The organism is Ensifer adhaerens, from assembly GCF_000697965.2.
Classification (GTDB): domain Bacteria; phylum Pseudomonadota; class Alphaproteobacteria; order Rhizobiales; family Rhizobiaceae; genus Ensifer; species Ensifer adhaerens.
In genome coordinates, this window is the sequence record NZ_CP015881.1 from 1063482 (window position 1) to 1081155 (window position 17674).

General features: G+C 59.5%; 22 protein-coding genes. 2 read left to right on the top strand and 20 right to left on the bottom strand.

Features of this window, described 5'->3' with window-relative positions; genetic code table 11:
* Nucleotides 1–9: 9 nt before the first annotated feature.
* Genes virB10 through FA04_RS35935 form a run of 12 tightly spaced genes read right to left on the bottom strand, consistent with a single transcriptional unit; the run spans nt 10 to nt 9092 of the window.
* A complete protein-coding gene (gene virB10 / locus FA04_RS24495; protein WP_034800560.1) occupies nt 10–1182 on the bottom strand; it encodes a type IV secretion system protein VirB10 in 1173 nt (390 codons plus the stop codon).
* Between the two features lie 9 nt (nt 1183–1191).
* Nucleotides 1192–2046 carry a P-type conjugative transfer protein VirB9 gene (gene virB9, locus FA04_RS24500; RefSeq protein ID WP_034800558.1) on the bottom strand — a complete coding sequence of 285 codons (855 nt, stop codon included), beginning with the start codon at nt 2044–2046 and terminating at the stop codon, nt 1192–1194.
* Nucleotides 2046–2717 carry a VirB8 family type IV secretion system protein gene (locus FA04_RS24505; protein ID WP_034800555.1) on the bottom strand — a complete coding sequence of 224 codons (672 nt, stop codon included), beginning with the start codon at nt 2715–2717 and terminating at the stop codon, nt 2046–2048. The genes virB9 and FA04_RS24505 overlap by 1 nt, the downstream gene beginning before the upstream one ends.
* Before the next feature lie 4 nt (nt 2718–2721).
* Entirely contained in the window at nt 2722–2997 is a 276-nt protein-coding gene (locus FA04_RS24510) for a hypothetical protein (RefSeq protein ID WP_034800553.1), read from the bottom strand.
* A gap of 36 nt (nt 2998–3033) precedes the next feature.
* On the bottom strand, nt 3034–3969 hold the full coding sequence (locus FA04_RS24515; protein WP_034800551.1) for a TrbL/VirB6 family protein: 936 nt from the start codon (nt 3967–3969) through the stop codon (nt 3034–3036).
* 22 nt (nt 3970–3991) lie between these two features.
* Nucleotides 3992–4204, bottom strand: coding sequence for an EexN family lipoprotein (locus tag FA04_RS24520; RefSeq protein WP_034800549.1), 213 nt, complete (start codon nt 4202–4204; stop codon nt 3992–3994).
* Nucleotides 4201–4899, bottom strand: coding sequence for a P-type DNA transfer protein VirB5 (gene virB5 / locus FA04_RS24525; protein WP_034800547.1), 699 nt, complete (start codon nt 4897–4899; stop codon nt 4201–4203). The genes FA04_RS24520 and virB5 overlap by 4 nt, the downstream gene beginning before the upstream one ends.
* On the bottom strand, nt 4899–7265 hold the full coding sequence (locus FA04_RS24530) for a VirB4 family type IV secretion/conjugal transfer ATPase (RefSeq protein WP_034800545.1): 2367 nt from the start codon (nt 7263–7265) through the stop codon (nt 4899–4901). Before FA04_RS24530 ends, virB5 begins: the two co-directional genes overlap by 1 nt.
* Entirely contained in the window at nt 7258–7599 is a 342-nt protein-coding gene (locus FA04_RS24535) for a VirB3 family type IV secretion system protein (RefSeq protein WP_034800543.1), read from the bottom strand. Before FA04_RS24535 ends, FA04_RS24530 begins: the two co-directional genes overlap by 8 nt.
* A gap of 4 nt (nt 7600–7603) precedes the next feature.
* Nucleotides 7604–7903 carry a TrbC/VirB2 family protein gene (locus FA04_RS24540; protein ID WP_034800542.1) on the bottom strand — a complete coding sequence of 100 codons (300 nt, stop codon included), beginning with the start codon at nt 7901–7903 and terminating at the stop codon, nt 7604–7606.
* Complete coding sequence (locus tag FA04_RS24545; protein ID WP_034800540.1) at nt 7900–8571, bottom strand: lytic transglycosylase domain-containing protein; 672 nt, start codon at nt 8569–8571, stop codon at nt 7900–7902. Before FA04_RS24545 ends, FA04_RS24540 begins: the two co-directional genes overlap by 4 nt.
* A 2-nt stretch (nt 8572–8573) precedes the next feature.
* A complete protein-coding gene (locus FA04_RS35935) occupies nt 8574–9092 on the bottom strand; it encodes a hypothetical protein (protein WP_082936579.1) in 519 nt (172 codons plus the stop codon).
* 93 nt (nt 9093–9185) lie between these two features.
* Between FA04_RS35935 and FA04_RS24550 the strand changes: the two genes are divergently transcribed.
* Nucleotides 9186–9554 (top strand): transcriptional regulator, encoded by a 369-nt coding sequence (locus tag FA04_RS24550; protein WP_034800538.1) that lies wholly within the window; start codon nt 9186–9188, stop codon nt 9552–9554.
* 227 nt (nt 9555–9781) lie between these two features.
* Here the strand turns inward: FA04_RS24550 and FA04_RS24555 are convergent, their stop codons facing one another.
* The 6 genes from FA04_RS24555 to FA04_RS24585 form a co-directional block, all read right to left on the bottom strand.
* Nucleotides 9782–10984, bottom strand: a complete 1203-nt coding sequence (locus tag FA04_RS24555) for a hypothetical protein (protein WP_034800533.1) — start codon at nt 10982–10984, stop codon at nt 9782–9784.
* 17 nt (nt 10985–11001) lie between these two features.
* Complete coding sequence (locus FA04_RS24560; protein WP_034800532.1) at nt 11002–11313, bottom strand: hypothetical protein; 312 nt, start codon at nt 11311–11313, stop codon at nt 11002–11004.
* A 52-nt stretch (nt 11314–11365) separates the two neighbouring features.
* Nucleotides 11366–11692, bottom strand: a complete 327-nt coding sequence (locus tag FA04_RS24565; protein WP_064817034.1) for a LuxR C-terminal-related transcriptional regulator — start codon at nt 11690–11692, stop codon at nt 11366–11368.
* Nucleotides 11693–11760: 68 nt separating this feature from the next.
* A protein-coding gene (locus tag FA04_RS24570) for an IS3 family transposase (RefSeq protein WP_156553061.1) occupies nt 11761–12887 on the bottom strand; the annotation gives its coding sequence in 2 pieces (ribosomal slippage) (nt 11761–12659 and nt 12659–12887; 1128 coding nt in all).
* 21 nt (nt 12888–12908) lie between these two features.
* Nucleotides 12909–13292, bottom strand: coding sequence for an autoinducer binding domain-containing protein (locus tag FA04_RS24580; protein WP_234798777.1), 384 nt, complete (start codon nt 13290–13292; stop codon nt 12909–12911).
* A gap of 166 nt (nt 13293–13458) precedes the next feature.
* A complete protein-coding gene (locus FA04_RS24585; protein ID WP_082936580.1) occupies nt 13459–14415 on the bottom strand; it encodes a LysR family transcriptional regulator in 957 nt (318 codons plus the stop codon).
* A 151-nt stretch (nt 14416–14566) separates the two neighbouring features.
* Here FA04_RS24585 and FA04_RS24590 point away from each other — a divergent pair, with 151 nt between their 5' ends.
* Complete coding sequence (locus tag FA04_RS24590; RefSeq protein ID WP_034800182.1) at nt 14567–15466, top strand: nucleotidyltransferase and HEPN domain-containing protein; 900 nt, start codon at nt 14567–14569, stop codon at nt 15464–15466.
* A gap of 220 nt (nt 15467–15686) precedes the next feature.
* On the opposite strand, the gene FA04_RS24595 is transcribed toward FA04_RS24590, so the two are convergent.
* Together FA04_RS24595 and FA04_RS24600 are read right to left on the bottom strand one after the other, a co-directional pair.
* Nucleotides 15687–15968 (bottom strand): hypothetical protein, encoded by a 282-nt coding sequence (locus FA04_RS24595; RefSeq protein WP_034800276.1) that lies wholly within the window; start codon nt 15966–15968, stop codon nt 15687–15689.
* A 116-nt stretch (nt 15969–16084) separates the two neighbouring features.
* A complete protein-coding gene (locus FA04_RS24600) occupies nt 16085–17239 on the bottom strand; it encodes an amidohydrolase (RefSeq protein ID WP_034800183.1) in 1155 nt (384 codons plus the stop codon).
* Nucleotides 17240–17674: the final 435 nt, after the last annotated feature.

The following is a 17674-nucleotide window of genomic DNA, read 5'->3' on the forward strand; positions in this document are numbered from 1 at the left end:
ACCCACCCCCTACTTCGTCACGCGCGTCGACCGCGGGCGGACATCTCCCAGCACCGCGCGGTCAAGGATTTTGTTTTTCGGCCCGATCACGCGCAATCCGTAAACACCGGAAAAGTCGAGATCGCGTGCGACGAAGATCGAGACAAGCTCGCCTTGGTTCTTATTGAGCGTTGGCGGAATGTTGATCGATTGCTCGACAGCGATGGCTGCCGCCTGCTGGCCTGCGTTTGTGGTGTTCTCCGTGTCGACGTCGCTGTTACGCAGGCGACTGTTGGCGTAGCTCGTGGCATCGCCGACGATGGACAGGAGAAGCGCACTCCCGAACCGCTCCCACCAGTGAGTGTCGACGTAGCCATTCACGCCCGCCCGGCCGAGCGCATCCGTTGCCGGCGAGGCCAAGGTGACGATGACGCCGTTCGGGGTTTTCGCGCGGTTCCAGAGCACGAAGAGACGCTTCTGTCCTCGCTGGAGGCCGCCCCGATATTCGCCAACAACTTGCGTACCTTTCTCCATCAGCACAACCCGGCCATTGTCCGATAGAATATCCCGGTCGATTACGCAGCTGGTGAAGCCGGGCTGATCGGATGCCATGGCAGTTTCCAATACGCACGGAATTGACGATCCCATTGCAACTACGAAGTTTCGATTGCCGAGCGTGCCGGCGCGCGAGCCCTCAAGCCTGGTCGGCCGTAGCAGCCCGTTGAACCGCTGTTCGTCGGCGTTGGCGGAGTTCTGACCCACCCTGCTTCCATCAAGCGGCACGAAATGGCTGTCCGCGGACACCTCCGGATCCGCGATCTCGCGGTGCGACGTTGTGTTCTTCTGTCCACCGCTGAAGGCGATGACCGGCGCCCGGCGCGCCGAGTCAAGCAGCGGATCTTCGTCCTCCACCTCCTCTGCGGCGAGCGGGGTCGGCAGCTTCACTTCCGGCACGGCTTGGACCGGCTCCATCTTCTCCTTGACCGGCTCGAAATTCGCTGTTTGCCGGATGACAACCCGCTCGGGTCTGGTTGTGTCCGTCGGAGTGTGCTCACCGCTCATCGACCACAGGGCGAAAGCGACAAAGGTAACAACAGCCAGCGCAACCGCGCCGCGCTTCAAGACAGGATTGTTATCGACCCTCCCCCCGGGAACCGTTTCGCCACGCTCCCCCGGTATCCGGTTTTCATCTTCCTCAAGCATGACTGTCTCCTATTGCGCCGCGCCGGCTTCAGTCCGAACGACCCGCTCGACCGACGGCGAGGTCGTGTTGGTGTCCGGGTTGATACCGACGCGGTCATAGGCCTCGTTGAAGACGCAGAGCACGTCCCGTCCCCTCCGCAGGATGAACTTCCGGCCAATCGCGTGGACCAGGACAAGATTGCCGTCTACGGATTTCGGCACCAGGCTTTCACTACCGTCTGAGTTCTCGATGTAGATCGCGGGTATTTCCTGATTGCCGACGAAGGCAAATGTCGTAACCTTGCCATTGTCGTAGACCGAGTGCGGCTCCAGCGCCTGGGAGCCCTGCGCCGAATAACGCCAATTCCGAGGACCATAGCCCTCATGAGTGGCCAAGACATTGTCGGCCTCCTTCGACTGAGCAGCGATCGCTCGCGCCGCCGCAGCTTGGCGGCGCCGCTGCGCTTCATCGGCCGGGTAGCGGTACTTGACGTAGAAGTAGGTGTTATGACCCACCTCCACTTTTCCGTCCCGCACCATCAGTTCCATTTGGTAGCTTCGGGTCGAGCCGTCGCGCCGAGTGGAGACGACAGAGAGATTGGTGACCGGCTGATTTTCCCGCGGTTTGAGAAACAGGATGTTTCCTGCCGGCGCCACCTCCCAAGCTACACTGTTGCCCAGCGCAACATGGGCGATCTCCTCGTCGGCCGCGAACTCCACCTGCACCGAAGAACGCAATGAGCCGATGATGCGAGTGATGTTGTAGGGCTGGTAATCGACAAAGCGGACACGACTGTCCTGCGCCGCGCCGCGCGGAATTTCGAGTGCAGATGCGGTGCTGGCGGACGTCGTAAGGAGGAGAGTAGCAATGAAAATAGTCCGCATCAGTTGATGGCCTCCGGATCGGCTCGGTATTCGCTGACGGCAAAACCGAGAGGATTCACCAGCCGATCCGTCGACGACATCGGCGCGTTTGCATAGGAGAACGTCAGCGTCGCAACCCAATGGGTTGTCCGGACTTCTTCCCCGCGGATGATGGTGCGCATGTAACGGACGGATACGACATGCGAATTTATCAGCGAGATCGAGGCGATGCTGATGCGTGCGGTGGCGCCGCGCCCATAGGTGTTCTGCGGCGACTCCGGATTGCTGCCGCGATAGAGGGCCGAAAACCGAGCCTGCTCCGGCTGCGTCGAGAGAAGCGCGACTGTGCGGAAGTTCTCCTCTGCCTCGCTCCAGACGTAGCCTTCGCGAGCGCGGACGTATTTCGCGGCGAAGTATTTGGTCACGGCCTCGTCATAGGTGCCGGGCGTCGACGTCAGCGCCGAGACGACATCAACGATACCTGTCGAATTGTCGACCCGCACGACAAACGGCTCGACCGATTTCAAGGGCGTGAGGCCGGCAACGGCAAGGATCGAAGCGCCGGCGAGAATGCTTGCCGCGACGGCAATGGACCAGGCAACGCGTGAAGAGCGCTCGACCTGGAGCATGCGTTCCTGGTCGAAGCGCCGCGCCTTGTCAAAGTATGTCTTGAGTTCGTCGCCGGAGACCATCGCGTCAGCCCCCGCATGGACGATAGGAGGCGTCAACGTCGGACTGAGCAAAGGCGGAAGGTTCCCTGCCCTCTTCGACATAAGCGGTGGCGACGGACTGAGAGGTCGCCGGTCCCGCATAGGACTGTTTCTGTTTGACGTTGCTATTGTCTTCCCACTGCCACATCGAGCGATTGAGGGCGCGGCGCGAATAGCCATCGCAATTCGGGAGCGGATACGTCAGCGATGCGCAGCCGCTTAAGGCAGCCGCCATGCACAGCAGCGGAAATGTTCTGATCATTCCTGAAGAGCCTTTTTCTTGTTCGTGCGAAAAGCGTCACGATCCCGAGCCTTTCGGGCTCAAGGTTCGACCAATGGCCCGGACACCGCGTCCGGCCGCACGGGCGGTATGGGACGCCGCCCAAGCGAGCGTGCTTTCGTGGGCGTCGCGTGCAGCGCCGTAGCCGTAGGCCAACGACGCGCCGCCGGCGGCAAGCGCCGAAGCGATGTTCGGAAGCTGATAGAAGACATAGAGGGCAGCGAGGCAGATGGCGCAGAGCGCGGTTGGACGCATCAGCACGTCGGTATATCCTTGAATTGCCGTGAAGGTCGTATCGATGCAGGTGATCAGCAGTGAGCCGACGGCGACGACGAGCACCTGGAGGATCACGAAGTTCGCAAGCTGTCCCAGCCACGCCTCGGTGAAGCGCCGCGTCGCCTGAAACATCGCCAGGGCCACGAAGATCGGACCGATGGCGAGCACGATGGCGAGCGCCAGCCGGGCATAGAGCGATACGATATAGCCAATCGCCGCGACGATGAAGCTCGCGCCAATGACCATCATGCCGCCGATGCCTGTCACGAAATCGACCGGCCAAGAGGAGCGGGCCCAGATCTCCTTGGCACACGCGTGCCCCTTATCGAGCAGGCTGTCGAAGGTTGAGGCACTTGGTGCTGCGCCGGTGTTCAACGCCTGCGAAATCTCACGCGGCAATCCCTCGAAGAAGATGTCGGTGACGTAGGTCTGGTATTCGTCGGCGTCCCTCACCAGCATCACGATGATGGCGAGCTTGATCGTCCGAAATGCGAAGTCGAGGATCGGTTCCTGGACCGAGCCGCGGAGCACGAGATAGCCGTAAAGCACGACATAGAGCGTGACCGCTGCCGTCAGGGGGCCCGAAATCCACTCTGAGATGTTCGAGGTCCCGTCGGAGATGAAGGTCTCCAGCGGGGCCTTGAACTGCTCGTCGACGAAGGCAAAGACCTGATACATGCCCTCAACCTCCAGGTGCCTTTCACATCCGCTTAAGACGGGCCTTAAAGTCTGCGGCCGCGGCGTTTTGGCAATTCGGGGTATTGCCTAATTCACCAGGGTTGTTGCGACACGTCGCGATGATTTCGGACAGCAGGGCCTCGTCGGCGATGAGTTCGTCGACAGTGTAGGTGCGCTCGGCTTGCTCGGAGCAGCTAACCAATAGGACAGCGAGAAGAACGACATGCCTCTTCATTGCAGTGCCGCCCCCATCGCGTCGAGGCGCCGGCGCCAGTCTTCCGCCTTGCGCTGCTCGTCAATTTGGGCCTGTGCCTGCTGGACCATTCGGAGGGCCTCCATGCGCAGTACATCGGTCTGGAGGAAAGCTGTTTCCGCCTGAAGTCGCGCCTGAAGGTCGGCTATGTCCTTGGCGTCAGCCGCGGTCGAAATCTTCTCGCGGAGTTGGTCAATGCCATCGACGCGCTTGGCCGCGGCATCGAAGATATGCTGCGCTAGGCTCATCTGCCCGGCATTCTTGTTCTGAATGCGCGAAAGCTCCTGCGCGTAGAAGTCCTCTGCGCTGGTCCGATAGGTCGAATTACCATCAAGGAATTTCGTGGCCGTATCGCCGAACACGCCCGTTCCGCTTCCCTTGAACAGCCCCTCGATGACGTTAAAGTCCCCAGGCAGCGCCTTGCGGACGGCAGGATCGTTCAAGACGCCGGCAACATCCGCCATGTCGGTGATCTTGTTGAGCGAGCCGTAAAGCTGCTGCGCCTGCTCTATCTGCTGATTGAGCGCATCAAGCTGGGCTTTCAGTTGGGCGATACTCTCGAGGTGCTTGGCGATCGCGGTTCGGTCGATCACCGGGATCCCCTGCCCGGCTGCCGTGCCGGCGGAGAGAATGAGCGCCGCGGCTATTGCCGCGCCGTGAATTCGATTAGAAGCCATTAGCTCAAACTCCTTCTTTGCTGAAAAATCGGAAGCCAATCCGCGAGCTGGTCGCCGACTTCTGTGCGGATGGCATCGGCGAGTTCGACATTCGCGGTGCGGCCGGAGAGGATGGCAAGTTCGTCGTCGAAACCGCCTAGGTTCAGTTCGGCGACAACGCTATTGTGTCCTTGCTTCAATATGAATCGGCGGCTCTCGACGGAGAGCTCGCGTGCAATGAGTTCATACTCCCGCTCGGTGAGCTTGAAGCCGTCGACATAGTCCGCGTGGTTACTGCGGGAATTCGGTAGGAAGATCTGCGTCGGGCATTGCTCGATGATCGTATGAGCGATCGGCGATACGATCGCATCGCGCGGGCTCTGCGTAGCAAAGAGCATAAGCCCGTTCTGCTTGCGGATCGTCTTGAGCTTGTTCTGTGCGAGATCGCGAAACCCTTCATCCTGGAGCGCCTTCCAGAACTCATCGATAACGATGATGATGCGCCTGCCATCGATCAGTTGCTCGACGCGATGAAAGAGGTAGGCCATCAGCGGCGTGCGGATTTCCTCGTTGTCGAGGAAATCGGTCATGTCATAGCCGACGAATTTGCCGTCGAAGCCGATGTCCTCAATGATGTTATCGAACACCCAACCGAGCGGCCCCCCTCTCTCCCACCGCCGCAGTCGCGCGGCAATGCCTTCGGGATCGGCGTTGTTGAGGAAGGTCCTGAGCGCGCCGATCGTCCGGCGCTCCACCGGCAAGTCGGCAAGGCCGTCGATGGCGACGGCGATATCGCGGAGTTCGGTCACCGTCAGTTCCCGTGTTGCCGAGCCGACAAGCCTGCCGACCCAGCGCGTGAGAAACACCTTGTTGTCCGGCGTCGGTTCCAGTGCCTTCAGGGGAGCGCACCCGGTCGGGGCACCATTCTTCAGCGGCAGATAGGTGCCGCCGGCGGCGCGCACGTAGAGATCAGATCCCCTGTCCTTATCGAAAAACACAACATGCGGGTCATGTTTCTCCAGCTGCGACAGCATGAAGTTCAAAAGCACGGTCTTGCCGGCACCGGACGGTCCGCACACGAAAGTGTTGCCGAGATCGCCATAATGGAAATTGAAGTAGTACGGTGACCCCGACGCCGTCTTGAGAAGAGCGACGGCAGGTCCCCATTCATTGCCGTGCTTCCGACCGATCGGGTAGGAGTGGAATGGTGCGAGCGCCGCGAAGTTGCGCGACGTGATCGCGCCGGACCGGGCGCGATAGCGGAAGTTTCCTGGTAGTTGCGCCCACCAGGCCGCCTCGAGGCCGAGATCCTCGCGCGCGACGACGGCGGCTCCACTGGTTAGGCCGGCGCGCGCCTTGGCGAGATTGTCGGTCAGTTCCTTCACCGATGGGGCAAAGACGGAAAGCGTCAGGTGGTGCTCGCCTAGCACGAACCGATTGGACTCCAGATCGTCCATCGCCCCATCAAGTTCCTCGATCTGTGAGGCCGCCTTGTCCCCACTGCTGACCATCTGGTTTTGCTTGCGGCCCATGATCACGCGGGCGTCCGCCTTCGAGACGAAGGAGAAGGATTGCGCCAGGATCAGTTCGAAAGGACTAGTGAGCACACCGTCGAGCATGCCGGTCCGAGTTCTGGCCGGATATTCCTTAAAACTCAGCATGCCGGCAAAGCGGCTTTCGGCCTCGTGCCGGATCTCGACTGTCTCGCGGCCGACAATGACACGATCCGAGTAGATCGCCGAGGCGATACGCCCCTCCGTCAGCGGGATCGGCTCCCGACGGCCGCCGACGAACTGATGCAGCACTTCGCTCGGCTCCGAGAACAACAGGCCGTCACGTTCGTAGAGGCACAGCACGCGCGGTTCGAAGCGTTTCAACGCCGCTGTGACATCGACGACCTTGTCGCGGAGCTGCTTGAGGGCCTCCTCGTCGAGTTCGGCCCCGGCCTGACGTGCCCGACGCAAGCGCGCCAGCAGCCTTGCCGCCTTGTCGGACGGATCGCGGGCCGGAGACCACAGGATCGTCAGATAGAGGTCGTTGCGAAACAGGTCCTCCCCAACCATGCGCGCGCGATACTTATCATTGAGCGCCGCCGAGAAAGGTGTGGTGAACGTGCCTTCCGGATAGCTGTTGTCGCGACGGCGGATGAGATGAGTCCACAAGGCAAGCCGCTCGTCGGCGATGTTCCGATAGAGCGTGTTGAGGTCCCGATGGAGAGTATTCAGGTCGAGAACATCCGCGGTCTCGAAAGAGACGCCTTCGAGCGCGATCATTACCATCAGCGCCCGGGAATCGAGCGCGATCGTCGACACGTCGACATGGCGGACATAAGGGATGAAGGTCTCCGGACCGAGTTCGCGAGATCTAAGTGTGGTCAGGCTAGGCAAATCCGAGGTCCCTTTCATCGTATTTGCGGGCGAGCTTCAGGGGACTAAGCGTCGCTCCGCCCCAAAAGGCGCTGTTGCGCGACCGGCCGCGTGTGTCCACCCAAGCCAGCAAGATGCGGAACATGTTGTGGTCGTGTTTGACGAGCGCGCGGAAAATGAGGTGAAAGACGACGCCAACAGCCAAGTAGGCGATCGAGCCGGCGACGATGTAAAGAATGGTCGTCAGCATGATGTTCATGCCCATGGCTTCCATCGTCACGCCGGCGATCATCGCCGGACGGGTGCAAGCGATGAACAGCGTGTCTTCCTCAAGGATTTGCCGCGAACTCGCCATGGCGTCAGCTTCCGACGATGGTGTTCACGAGTTCGGTAGCGCCGAAGATGCCGCCAATACCGATGATCCAGAACCCTGCGCGCCTCAGATCCATGTAGCCGAACATCCAGGCTATGCAGATCACGATGATCGCGATGACGGCCAGAAGCTTGGCGATGTTGCCTGTCAGCATTTCGACGATGTTCTGCAGCACGGTCTCGATGCCGGCCGCCTGCGCGAAGGCAGGTTCGACCATGGATGCGAGGATGGCCGTTGCCATTACGGCGGATGCGGCGATCGGGCGGATACGGGCGCTGAAAGTCATTCACTCTCCTCCATATGACTGTTCTGAAACACGAGGACGGAGGACCTCCGTCTCGATCTGAAAACGTCCCAGGACGGCACCGACACCGTTTGATCGGCCAGGGCCTCGTCCTTGCGGGCATCGCCGATCGCCTCGACAAGAGGCGCTTCGTTGAGCTCCCTTTCCCGTCCATCATCTTCGATCATGCGCGTCGTGATGGTGCTGGCGAGCCGGCTTTTTTCCTGGCGGACCTGCTCATCGTACCTGACCATCGCGCCGACAGATGGATCGTTCCGTCCGTAGTAGGAGTGCAGCATCACCTGTTCGGCCCGGCTCGGGTCCGCGCCCGCTTTCACCGCCAGCCGGTAGTACCCGTCGAGAATGGTCGCCGTGGCCCGGAGGTTGCGGCATGGGTCGAAGGCATCTGAAATCGAAAGGTTGAGCTTGCGGAGTTCTTCCATGCCGATGCCGCCGAGGCCGAGCTGTATGTCGTGCCGCTCGGCTGCCAATGACGTGGCGATTGCGATCGCCTTCACCTTAGTCGTGGGCTGCACCGAGAGTGTTGCGCCGCTGTTGACCCGGATGGCGAAGGGTTCGAACCGGCTTTCAAGGCTGACGATGGCGGCGAGCGTCTCGCTTGCAATTGTGGGTGCGCACGTTTGCGCCAAATCGAGGAAGGCTACAGGCATGCTCAGTACCACACTCGTTGCTTGCCAACCCCGTCGATGATCACGTCGATGTAATGGGGTTGCGGCCGGACGTTCGGTCGTGTCGTTACATAGCGCTGACACGTACGGCCGTCTCTCCGCCGCCACACTGCCGATGAGTTCCTCCGATCATCGTTGGAGTAGCATTCAGCGTTCGAGACGGTCTGTGGCGTGGTCGAGATACAACTCGCTTCGAGCCCATGGTTTCCATACCGCGTTGTCAGGCGATAACCGTCAGAGCAATAATAGGGGTCGTATCGAGGGCGCGAGGCCTGAAACCCAACGCTGCCGCAAGTGGGAAAGGAGCGCCCTCTTGCAAGCGCGCGCCAGAGCCTGTGGATTGGCGCCCGGCATTCCGCGTATTGCGTCGGACCGCTCGGATTGGAAAGGCACAGGATAACCTGGCACCCCCATTCGCCCGCTTGCGCTTTACTCTCGAAAACAAGATAGAATGGCGCTAAACTGGCTGCAGCGACAAATGCCCGTGTAAGAGACTTGTTCATGGCCACCACCTTCACTAACGCGATTGTGCGCAATCCTAATAGCGGCGCGATTTCGCGACGCGTTTTACAATCATATATCTGACAGTATAAAAAATGACAAGCGCACTTAATGCCCATTGGCAGAGCCAGCTGTTTTCGGCTTATGCTCTGCAGGAAGTTTTCGACAAACCAGTTGAGGGAGAGACGCCGCAATCGCGTTTGAAGCAGGTCGGAATGATGACAGTGCTCTACATGATGCATCAAAATCACGAAAAGCTAACCCTCTCGAATATAACTAAAATTACGGGACTGACCCGCAATGCTGTGGCGGAATCGATCGATCCTCTCATTGAGCGGGGCATATTGACCGAAACGATCGTGAAGAACTCGATGGGACGAGGAACCGCGAGGCAGTTTGAGTTCTGCCCGGACGTTTTCGATCGCCTGAGGTTAAGTCCGGAGCAGCAAAAACCCGGAACTTAGTGATTTTTTTTCGACACTAACAACGGCACGCGACGGCGGCGTTGAACCGGCCCGCACGCTGACCACTCGGCGCAGCACCTTCGAGCAGCTTCGTGACCTTCCAAGTAGGCGTTAGTTTGGGGCCGAAAACTTCAACTCGGCCATCCAGGTCTGCTTTTCGACGGCCGTCAGGCGAATACCTGCATCTGATATTCACTTACAGGACAGCTTCCCAAGAGGTACTTTATTCACTTGGCCGTGCGCCGCAGCTCTTCCAGTAGCGGTCGCAACTTGTGCTTGCGCCGGTGCTGCTCGATAAGCCCATCAAGGTGCGCAAGCCACTGGCCGGACCGCCCGCAAGCCTTATACGCGCGGGCGGCAATCCCGAGCCACAATGCGGCCGTCTCATAGCGGCTTGATCTTCCTTCAGACATAATCGGGTCGGCCATGCGGCATGCAAGGACAATCACCCAATCGGGGTGATCCGCCAATGCCCGTTCAGCAAGTCGACCCAGCGTAGGGTGACGTGGACTGAAGAAACGCGTTTCCTGCAGGTCGATGCAAGCAACGGCGTCGGCGACCAAGTCCTCGTCGAGCAGGATTTCGATCCGCTCATAGGCGTAAGGTGCCGCCGTCAGCGCCGCAAGCAGCAATTCCCGCAACTTCGGCCAATCCGACGGAGCAACGAGTTTCTTGGCCACGCGGAAATCTTCCCGTGCAAGGCTTTCTTCCAAGGCTACTTGCGTTGCCTTGAACATCATATCCCGATTGCCCGCCTCATGCGCCTTTTCGCGCAGCCAGCGTGCCAGCATTGCCCTGCCTGTTCTGTGATGCCAGTTTTCTTCGCCTTCGCCGCACCCGTCTCGCGACAGTCCCCAGGCCGCAACGTCGATCGCGGCTTCCACCCGACCGACAGCCGCGACGGCCTCCGCAAGCCGCAAGAGATCACCATGGGTAGTCAGGCGCACATGGGCGAGCGCGACCGCCTCATCGACACGCCCCGTCTGCGCCAGCTTCACGGCATGGTCGCAATGAAAACCCGCCGCACGGGACAGGTTGAGGAAATGCTCACCGCGCCCCATGGCTTCGAGCGCGGCAAGTCGGACCCGTGTCAGATCTTCCTCGAGCGGATCGCTACTTCCCCCAGGCGGCCAGCTTTGCCCAAGCCCTGCGAGCGTGGCCTGAAGGCCTGGCTCGTCCCAGCCTTGCATGCAAGCTGCAATGGCAGTAGCAAAGGCATCGTCGGCGCCAAATTTTGCGAGTTCGCCCTGCCAGTCGGCCAGTTCGCCGGCGAGGTCATCGCGCGCCTCCTGTGAGACACCATTCATGAGGGCGGCTTGCGCGATCAATTGATCAAGCCGTGGAAGAAACTCGTTCAGGGGTTCATCCCAATCGGCGTTTTCCGGCCAACATGCGGCCAGCCCCGCGGCCACGGGTTTCAAGATCGTCAATGCATGGTCGCCGCGCCCTACGGCAAAAAAGGTTCAGCCTCGTCAATCAGTTGTTCGAGCGCCGCTTCATCGATACCCGCAGTCCGCTCGCCCCAGCTATGCCGATGGCGCCCCGAACCGGTCGAAGAGAAGACCGCTTCGGCGCGACGACGAAACGGCACAGGATCGAGCAGCGTGCTTGCCTCGTCAGCCACCAAAACCGCAAATCTGGCATCGAGCCAAAGGGCAAAACCCTCGTCGCTCTCGGTGCGTTCGAGCACGAGTGCCTCAAGCCGTTCACGCGAAAGCGTCCGTAGAAGATCCGGACGCTTGTTCACCACCTGTTCCATCTGTACTCCTCAAAACCTCGACTTCAGATGCTTGGCAGCGATGCGCCTGGCTTCAAATCAGCTTTAGCTTCGTCGCCAGAGCCGTCGCCTGCGGAAGCGAGTAGGCATTTAGCTTCCTGCGCGCATTATTCATGTGGAAGTTGACGTTCCAGTAGCTCATGTTCTCGATGTCGGCGATTGCTCTCATGGATTTGCCCTCGGACGCCCACTTGAGCATAAGCGCCTGTCTAGTGGTCAAAGCGATGGTCGGTTTTGCTGTAGGCTCAATGTTCGTTTGCTCGATCCGCACATGAAGCTGGGCGACCGCCATGGCGGCCGCTACCGGATCGACATCACCTTTCAGCGAGAGGGAAGGCTTGTGTGAGGCCATGGTCAGCATTGCTATACGTCTGAACGCAGTCGCGACTGGAATGGTGAATAGCCCCGAGTTTCGTAGACACCCTCGGGTTAGATTTTCTGCTGCTTCTCGAACTCGACGGGTGACAGCATCCCGTTCCTGACGTGTTTGCGTTTCGGGTTGTAGAACATTTCGATGTAGTCGAACACGTCCTGGCGAGCTTCATCGCGTGAACGGTAGACCCTGCGACGTATCCTCTCTCGCTTCAGAAGATTGAAGAAGCTCTCGGCCACCGCATTGTCATGGCAGTTGCCGCGTCGGCTCATCGAGTGAACCAGATTGTGGTGCCTGAGGAACGAGGCCCAGTCCATGCTGGTGAATTGCGAGCCCTGATCGGAGTGGATCAGCACTTTGTCCTTCGGTTTGCGTCGCCACACCGCCATGAGCAGAGCCTGCAATACGACGTCCGTGGTTTGGCGGCTCTGCATCGCCCAGCCGATGACCCGGCGGGAATAGAGGTCGATGACGACGGCCAAATAAGCAAAACCTTCGCAGGTCCGGATATAGGTGATGTCCGTGACCCAGGCCTTGTCCGGAGCCGCTACGTCAAACTGCCGGTCGAGCGTGTTGTCGATAGCGACGGCAGGCCTGCCGCCATAGATGCCGGGACGGCGTTTGTAGCCAATCTGCGCCTTGATCCCGGCGAGACGGGTCAGACGCGCAACCCGGTTCGGGCAGCATATCTCGCCCTGATCGAGAAGGTCGTCGTGCAGCTTGCGATAACCGTAGACCTTCCCGCTCTCTTCCCATGCCTTCAGGAGCAGATCGGTCTGTCGTTTGTCCTCGTTGGCTCGCCTGCTCAGCGGGTTCTTCAGCCAGGTGTAAAATCCACTGGGATGAACCCGCAGAAGGCGGCACATCGTCCGCACCGAAAACTGCAAGCGATGCAGAGCAATGAACGCGTACTTCACTTTGCATCCCTGGCGAAATACGCGGCCGCTTTTTTTAGGATATCTCGCTCCTCGGTAACGCGAGCCAGTTCCTTCTTTAGCCGCCTGATCTCCTCGGTCTCGTCGTTGCCCTTGGCGTTCGACGCAGCAAACTTCTTCTTCCATTCGTAGAGCGAATGCTGGCTGACGCCGAGACGCTGCGAAACCTCAGCAACCGGATAGCCTCGCTCCGTGATCTGGCGCACCGCGTCACGCTTAAACTCTTCGCTGAAATTCGATTTGCTCATGATGCTCTTCTTGCCTCAAAATTAGGAAAGAAGGCGTCTACAAATCTCGGTGCTATTCATGGTGATCCCCGACCGAATACCGAAACCGGCGGCATCCAGATAAAACTGCCGAACGCGCCTCGATCGGACAGTCCTTGAATTTGCGGAAGACCAGGTGAACGCCTTCATCGTCGACCTTGCAATCTGGATCACGGGATCGATCTCGTTGAAGCTTTTGGCGAAGTACCAATCCTGCCATTCGGGATGATAATTCGAAACGGCGAATGTTCCGATTGGTTGAAGATTAAGGTAGGCGTAATACTCGAAGCCGAGCTCTTGCGCGAGCTCGGTGAGCGCTTCATTGAACATCTCCTTGGTGCGCGCCACGGTGGAAACATCGGTTAGCTTCTGAAACCAGCCCTTCACCTTCTCCTCCTTTTCTGCCCTCTCGTCTTACTCAAACAATACTCGGCCCACGACGCTCTGGACTGTTTGGGAAGCAGCCGGCGAGTTTGTGCTTGCCAAAACTCGCCTTGAAGGTCCAAGCGCCATCGTCGCCAAACTCTGGCGGCCTACGTTGCCACCTACCTATCTACTCGCCATGCGCCGGCAGAGGGCGCTTGGTGTTGTTTCTTCCGGAATGGTCGCCCACAGCTTTAAGCGATCTTGATGCCGCCAGCGTGCGGGCAATTTCCACGATCTCTTCACGGTTCGCGGTAGGGTCCTCTTTGTTCCAGGCAAGCCCCATGCCGATCGTGAAATCCACCCCCTCCACTTCCCGAAGGCGGAACGACTGGTGGGGCAAATCTCTGGTCCATTCCGGCACGAAACCTACTCCCATCCCGGCCGCGACCAGCGAAACCAAGGAGAGCGTGTCGTCGCAACTACAGGCAACCTGATCGAGAAGGCCAAATTTTCTGAACTGCTCGAAGAAGTACTTTTCCGTGTAAGATAGATTTGAGCGGGAAAAGGAGATGATCCGCTCCTGTTTCAGATCGCTCATTGTGACGGTCTCCGCCGTCTCAAGCCGGCTGCCAAGTGGCACCGCCAGAAGATATCGTTCGTTGGCGATGCTCTGCCAACGGAGCGATCCGATGTTTTCGACCGGCCGGATGAAGCCAAGGTTGATACGGCCCTTCTCCAGGTCGCGGATGATTGCATCGGTGGAACCACTGCTCACGTGGATCTGAATATCGGGAAATCGCTTGCCGAGCTTGTTCAGAAAAAGCGGCAAGACACCGAAGGTCGCGGGATATATGGTTCCGATGGTGATCCGATCGACATTCTTGCCCGCAACGGCCCGCACGACAGCGGAACTGTTTTCGATCTCCCGCAGAACATTGATGCACCGCTCGTAAAAAACTTCGCCGGCTTTTGTCAGTTGAACACGCCGCGTAGAGCGGATGAGAAGCTGCACGCCGAGCTCCCTTTCCAACGTTTGTATCTGCACGCTAAGGGCGGGCTGCGCCATGGAGAGCGTCGCCGCAGCGCGCCCGAAATGCAACTCCTCGGCTAGGGTTGCAAAACATCTCATTTGGCGGAATTCCATTCGCCTGTCCTCTGCATCCGCGCAAATCATTCCACACGGAGACAGATCATCCATTAATCTCCCATATAGATCAATCTGTTATTTTTTAATAATGCAAAAACCATTAATTCCTGCAGTAGACGGCGAATCGTCTTTATCCTATCGGTTGAGTATGAAAACGAGCCTGGAACATCTTCCCGAGAAGAAGCAGCGCGAGCTTGCGCGCGTCGTGGAGATCATCCACGAGGAGTTTGCCGATGCGCTCCAAGGCGGCTCGGCCGATTTCAAGAAGCGCGGTCGGATCCTGAAAATCATCCTCTTCGGCTCCTACGGCCGCGGCACCTTTGTTGACGAACCGCATACGATGAAGGGCTATCGCTCCGATTATGATATCCTCGTCATCGTCAATTCGAAGAAGCTCGCAGAACCGGAATACTGGGAGAAGGCGACCGACCGATTGATGTGGGACAAAGGAGTCTCGACGCCCGTCGGGCTGATCGTCCATGGCGCCCGGGAGGTGAACAACTTCCTTGCGGACGGACAGTATTTCTTCGTTGATATCCAGCGCGAAGGGATCGTGCTCTACGAACTCGACGACCGGCCTCTGGCCGAGCCGAAACGACTCTCGCCTGCCGACGCGCTCAGGGTGGCGAGGGAGCATTTCGAGAGACAATGTGCAAGCGCGAAGTATTTTTGTCAGTTGGCACGGTACGCCATTTCTGACGAACAGCGAAATCATGCAGCGTTTAATTTGCACCAGGCAGTGGAGACCGCCTATTCTTGCCTGCTCCTCACACTAACCAATTACAGCCCACCGTCGCACAATATCAAGTTTCTCCGCGGTCTCGCCGAGGATCGCGACCAGCGGCTGATCGACGCCTGGCCGCGCGACCAGCATCGTTTTACCGCCTGGTACAACATTCTCAACGAAGCCTATGTGAAGGCCCGCTACTCGAAGCACTTTGAGATTACCGAAGAAGGGCTCAGTTGGCTTCTAGAGCGGACGGAGCATCTTCTTCGACTCGTTGAGCTGGTATGTCAGGAGCGACTGGCGGAATTGGGCTCAGCCTAGCTTCCACATTCCTACAACTCCGTACGGCCTGCGTTGAAACGAATCCAAGGCGCGATCAAGCTCGGGATAGTACCACCCCAACGGGCCCCAGACCATGCCCGAGCCACCTTCGACATCGCCGATGAAATCGGAGGCACGCCGTCTCCGCAGCGTCCTTTGCGCCGCGCTTCAGGGATCAGTGAGCGACGAGTTCGTGAAGACGTCCTATTTGCAGGATGCATCATTTAGCGATCCGCCTGGTGCACTGGTTCTCTCGCTTGATGCAGGCGATCTCCGCCGTCGAGCATTCGGCAATGCCATTAACGATAACGCAGTGCGAGCATTGATCGGTGAATTCCAGGCAATCTGGATTGGCCTTGATGAAGTCTTGCAGGCTGGCATTCTCGGTCTGCTGCGGCTCAGGAACAGCGTCGGCAGCCGGCGTATCCGCCGCCTGAGCGGCGGTCATCCCCGCGATGGCAAGCGCCAGGCAAAGCGCGACACGAATGCTGGACTGCCTCATCGCCTGCTCCTCCTCTATGCACATCCGACGCGACGTGAAACGGCTCTTCTCCGGAACTGCGCACTGTGAGAGAGTGCCGTCACGGCGCCCGCCGTGCAAGCGACCGTCCGGCGCCCTCACCCCAGTTCGTTACGGATCGCCCGCATGAAGACCTTGGCGCCGATGCCGATCAGGTCATCGGGAAAATCGTAGTCCGGATTGTGCAGCCGCGCGTGGTTCTCGCCGGCGCCGAGAAAGAACATCGCCGAAGGCGCCACGCGCCCGAAAAGCCCGAAATCCTCCGAACCCTTCATTGGCAGCACGCCCTCGCCGCGGTCACGGCTGACGCCCTCCTCGTCCATGGCCCGCTCAAGCGCCGTCACGGCGGCGTCCGCGTTGCTGCATTGGTGGAACACGTCCTCGTAGCTGATTGCCACCCTCAAGCCGGCAGCACCGGCCTCTTTCGCAGCCAGCGCCTCGGCCCGGGCGACGAGATCGGCCATGCGCGCGTCGGTCAGGGTCCGGAGCGTCGCCCAGATCTCGGCATAGCCGGGACTGATGCCGAAGGCCGCCTCGCCGAGCCGCGCATGCGTCACCGTGACCAGCGTATAGGTCTCGTCGAGCGGCCCGTTGTTACCCAGCGCCGTCAGCCTGGAAAGCAGCGCGGCAACAGCAAAGGTAGGCGCAATGCCGTCCTCCGGCGTCGAGGCATGCGCCGTCTTGCCGGACAGTGAAATCCGCATGCCGCGCGAGGCGCAATTGACCGGCCCCGTGCGAAGGGCCGCATGGCCAAAGCGTAATCCCGGAAAATTGTGCAGTGAGAAGACCAGATCCGGCTTGATGTCAGCAAATTTCGGGTCGGCAAGCACGGCCGCAGCACCGGCGCCGTTTTCCTCCGCCGGCTGGAACATCAGGATCGCCCGGCCCTTGGCCGGCCGCATTTGTCCCAGTCCCCTCGCCAGCGCCACCAGGATCGTCATGTGCCCATCATGGCCGCAAAGATGCCCCTTGCCCGCGATCTGCGACCGGTGGCCGATTTCCGAAATCTCCTCGATCGGCAGCCCGTCGAGCTCGGCCCGCACCATGACGGTCGGACCCGGCTCGCGTCCTTCATAGATTGCCGCCACCCCGTGCCCGCCAAGGCCGGTGATCACCGCGTCCGGCTTCGTCTCAGCCAACGACGCCACGATCGTTTCCGCCGTTTCCCGCTCCTCGCCCGAGACTTCCGGCCGCCGGTGCAGGTCGCGCCGAAAAACGGTGAGCGCCTCAAGTTCACGGTCGATCAGAAACATTCACGCGCCTCCGCTTCTTTATCAGGATAGAAGCTCCAGTTTCCGGCTCCACTGCTCATGCCTCTGGACAACGCATGATCCGGGTGACCTGGCCCCTTCAAAAGTCTCCCAGCCACGACCTTAAACCATCTTCGCTATTGAAAGAGAAGCGCGAAAGACGTCGTTGGACACAGCTGCAGTGGATCGACTTCAGCCCGATCTCACACTTGCTTTGCCGGTCGCACTGGAACTTGTTCGCCCAGGTCGCAACCAAGAAACCGGTTTCTCGAAACTGCGCCCAAAGTACGCACGGCTCTCGGTCTTCAAGTGAGGCCTCCAACTTGTCGCGTTGAATGATCGGTTAGCGGCTTCAGACGCGACACGTCTTTCTTCAGACTGCACAGAGCTTGTCGCGCAAGCTGCGTCATATCCGGTTGAATGGCGTACCACACCCCA

Excerpts from the sequence above, each read along its gene's own strand:
- FA04_RS35935 (WP_082936579.1), bottom strand. The coding sequence starts at position 9,092 with ATGAACAAGTCTCTTACACGGGCATTTGTCGCTGCAGCCAGTTTAGCG.
- FA04_RS24600 (WP_034800183.1), bottom strand. The coding sequence starts at position 17,239 with ATGTTTCTGATCGACCGTGAACTTGAGGCGCTCACCGTTTTTCGGCGC.
- FA04_RS24535 (WP_034800543.1), bottom strand. The coding sequence starts at position 7,599 with ATGGCGAGTTCGCGGCAAATCCTTGAGGAAGACACGCTGTTCATCGCT.
- FA04_RS24595 (WP_034800276.1), bottom strand. The coding sequence starts at position 15,968 with ATGAGGCAGTCCAGCATTCGTGTCGCGCTTTGCCTGGCGCTTGCCATC.
- FA04_RS24545 (WP_034800540.1), bottom strand. The coding sequence starts at position 8,571 with ATGCCTGTAGCCTTCCTCGATTTGGCGCAAACGTGCGCACCCACAATT.
- FA04_RS24515 (WP_034800551.1), bottom strand. The coding sequence starts at position 3,969 with ATGTATCAGGTCTTTGCCTTCGTCGACGAGCAGTTCAAGGCCCCGCTG.
- FA04_RS24585 (WP_082936580.1), bottom strand. The coding sequence starts at position 14,415 with ATGGAATTCCGCCAAATGAGATGTTTTGCAACCCTAGCCGAGGAGTTG.
- FA04_RS24590 (WP_034800182.1), top strand. The coding sequence starts at position 14,567 with ATGAAAACGAGCCTGGAACATCTTCCCGAGAAGAAGCAGCGCGAGCTT.
- FA04_RS24540 (WP_034800542.1), bottom strand. The coding sequence starts at position 7,903 with ATGACTTTCAGCGCCCGTATCCGCCCGATCGCCGCATCCGCCGTAATG.
- virB10 (WP_034800560.1), bottom strand. The coding sequence starts at position 1,182 with ATGCTTGAGGAAGATGAAAACCGGATACCGGGGGAGCGTGGCGAAACG.
- FA04_RS24560 (WP_034800532.1), bottom strand. The coding sequence starts at position 11,313 with ATGGAACAGGTGGTGAACAAGCGTCCGGATCTTCTACGGACGCTTTCG.
- virB9 (WP_034800558.1), bottom strand. The coding sequence starts at position 2,046 with ATGCGGACTATTTTCATTGCTACTCTCCTCCTTACGACGTCCGCCAGC.
- FA04_RS24510 (WP_034800553.1), bottom strand. The coding sequence starts at position 2,997 with ATGATCAGAACATTTCCGCTGCTGTGCATGGCGGCTGCCTTAAGCGGC.
- virB5 (WP_034800547.1), bottom strand. The coding sequence starts at position 4,899 with ATGGCTTCTAATCGAATTCACGGCGCGGCAATAGCCGCGGCGCTCATT.
- FA04_RS24550 (WP_034800538.1), top strand. The coding sequence starts at position 9,186 with ATGACAAGCGCACTTAATGCCCATTGGCAGAGCCAGCTGTTTTCGGCT.
- FA04_RS24520 (WP_034800549.1), bottom strand. The coding sequence starts at position 4,204 with ATGAAGAGGCATGTCGTTCTTCTCGCTGTCCTATTGGTTAGCTGCTCC.
- FA04_RS24505 (WP_034800555.1), bottom strand. The coding sequence starts at position 2,717 with ATGGTCTCCGGCGACGAACTCAAGACATACTTTGACAAGGCGCGGCGC.
- FA04_RS24565 (WP_064817034.1), bottom strand. The coding sequence starts at position 11,692 with ATGCTGACCATGGCCTCACACAAGCCTTCCCTCTCGCTGAAAGGTGAT.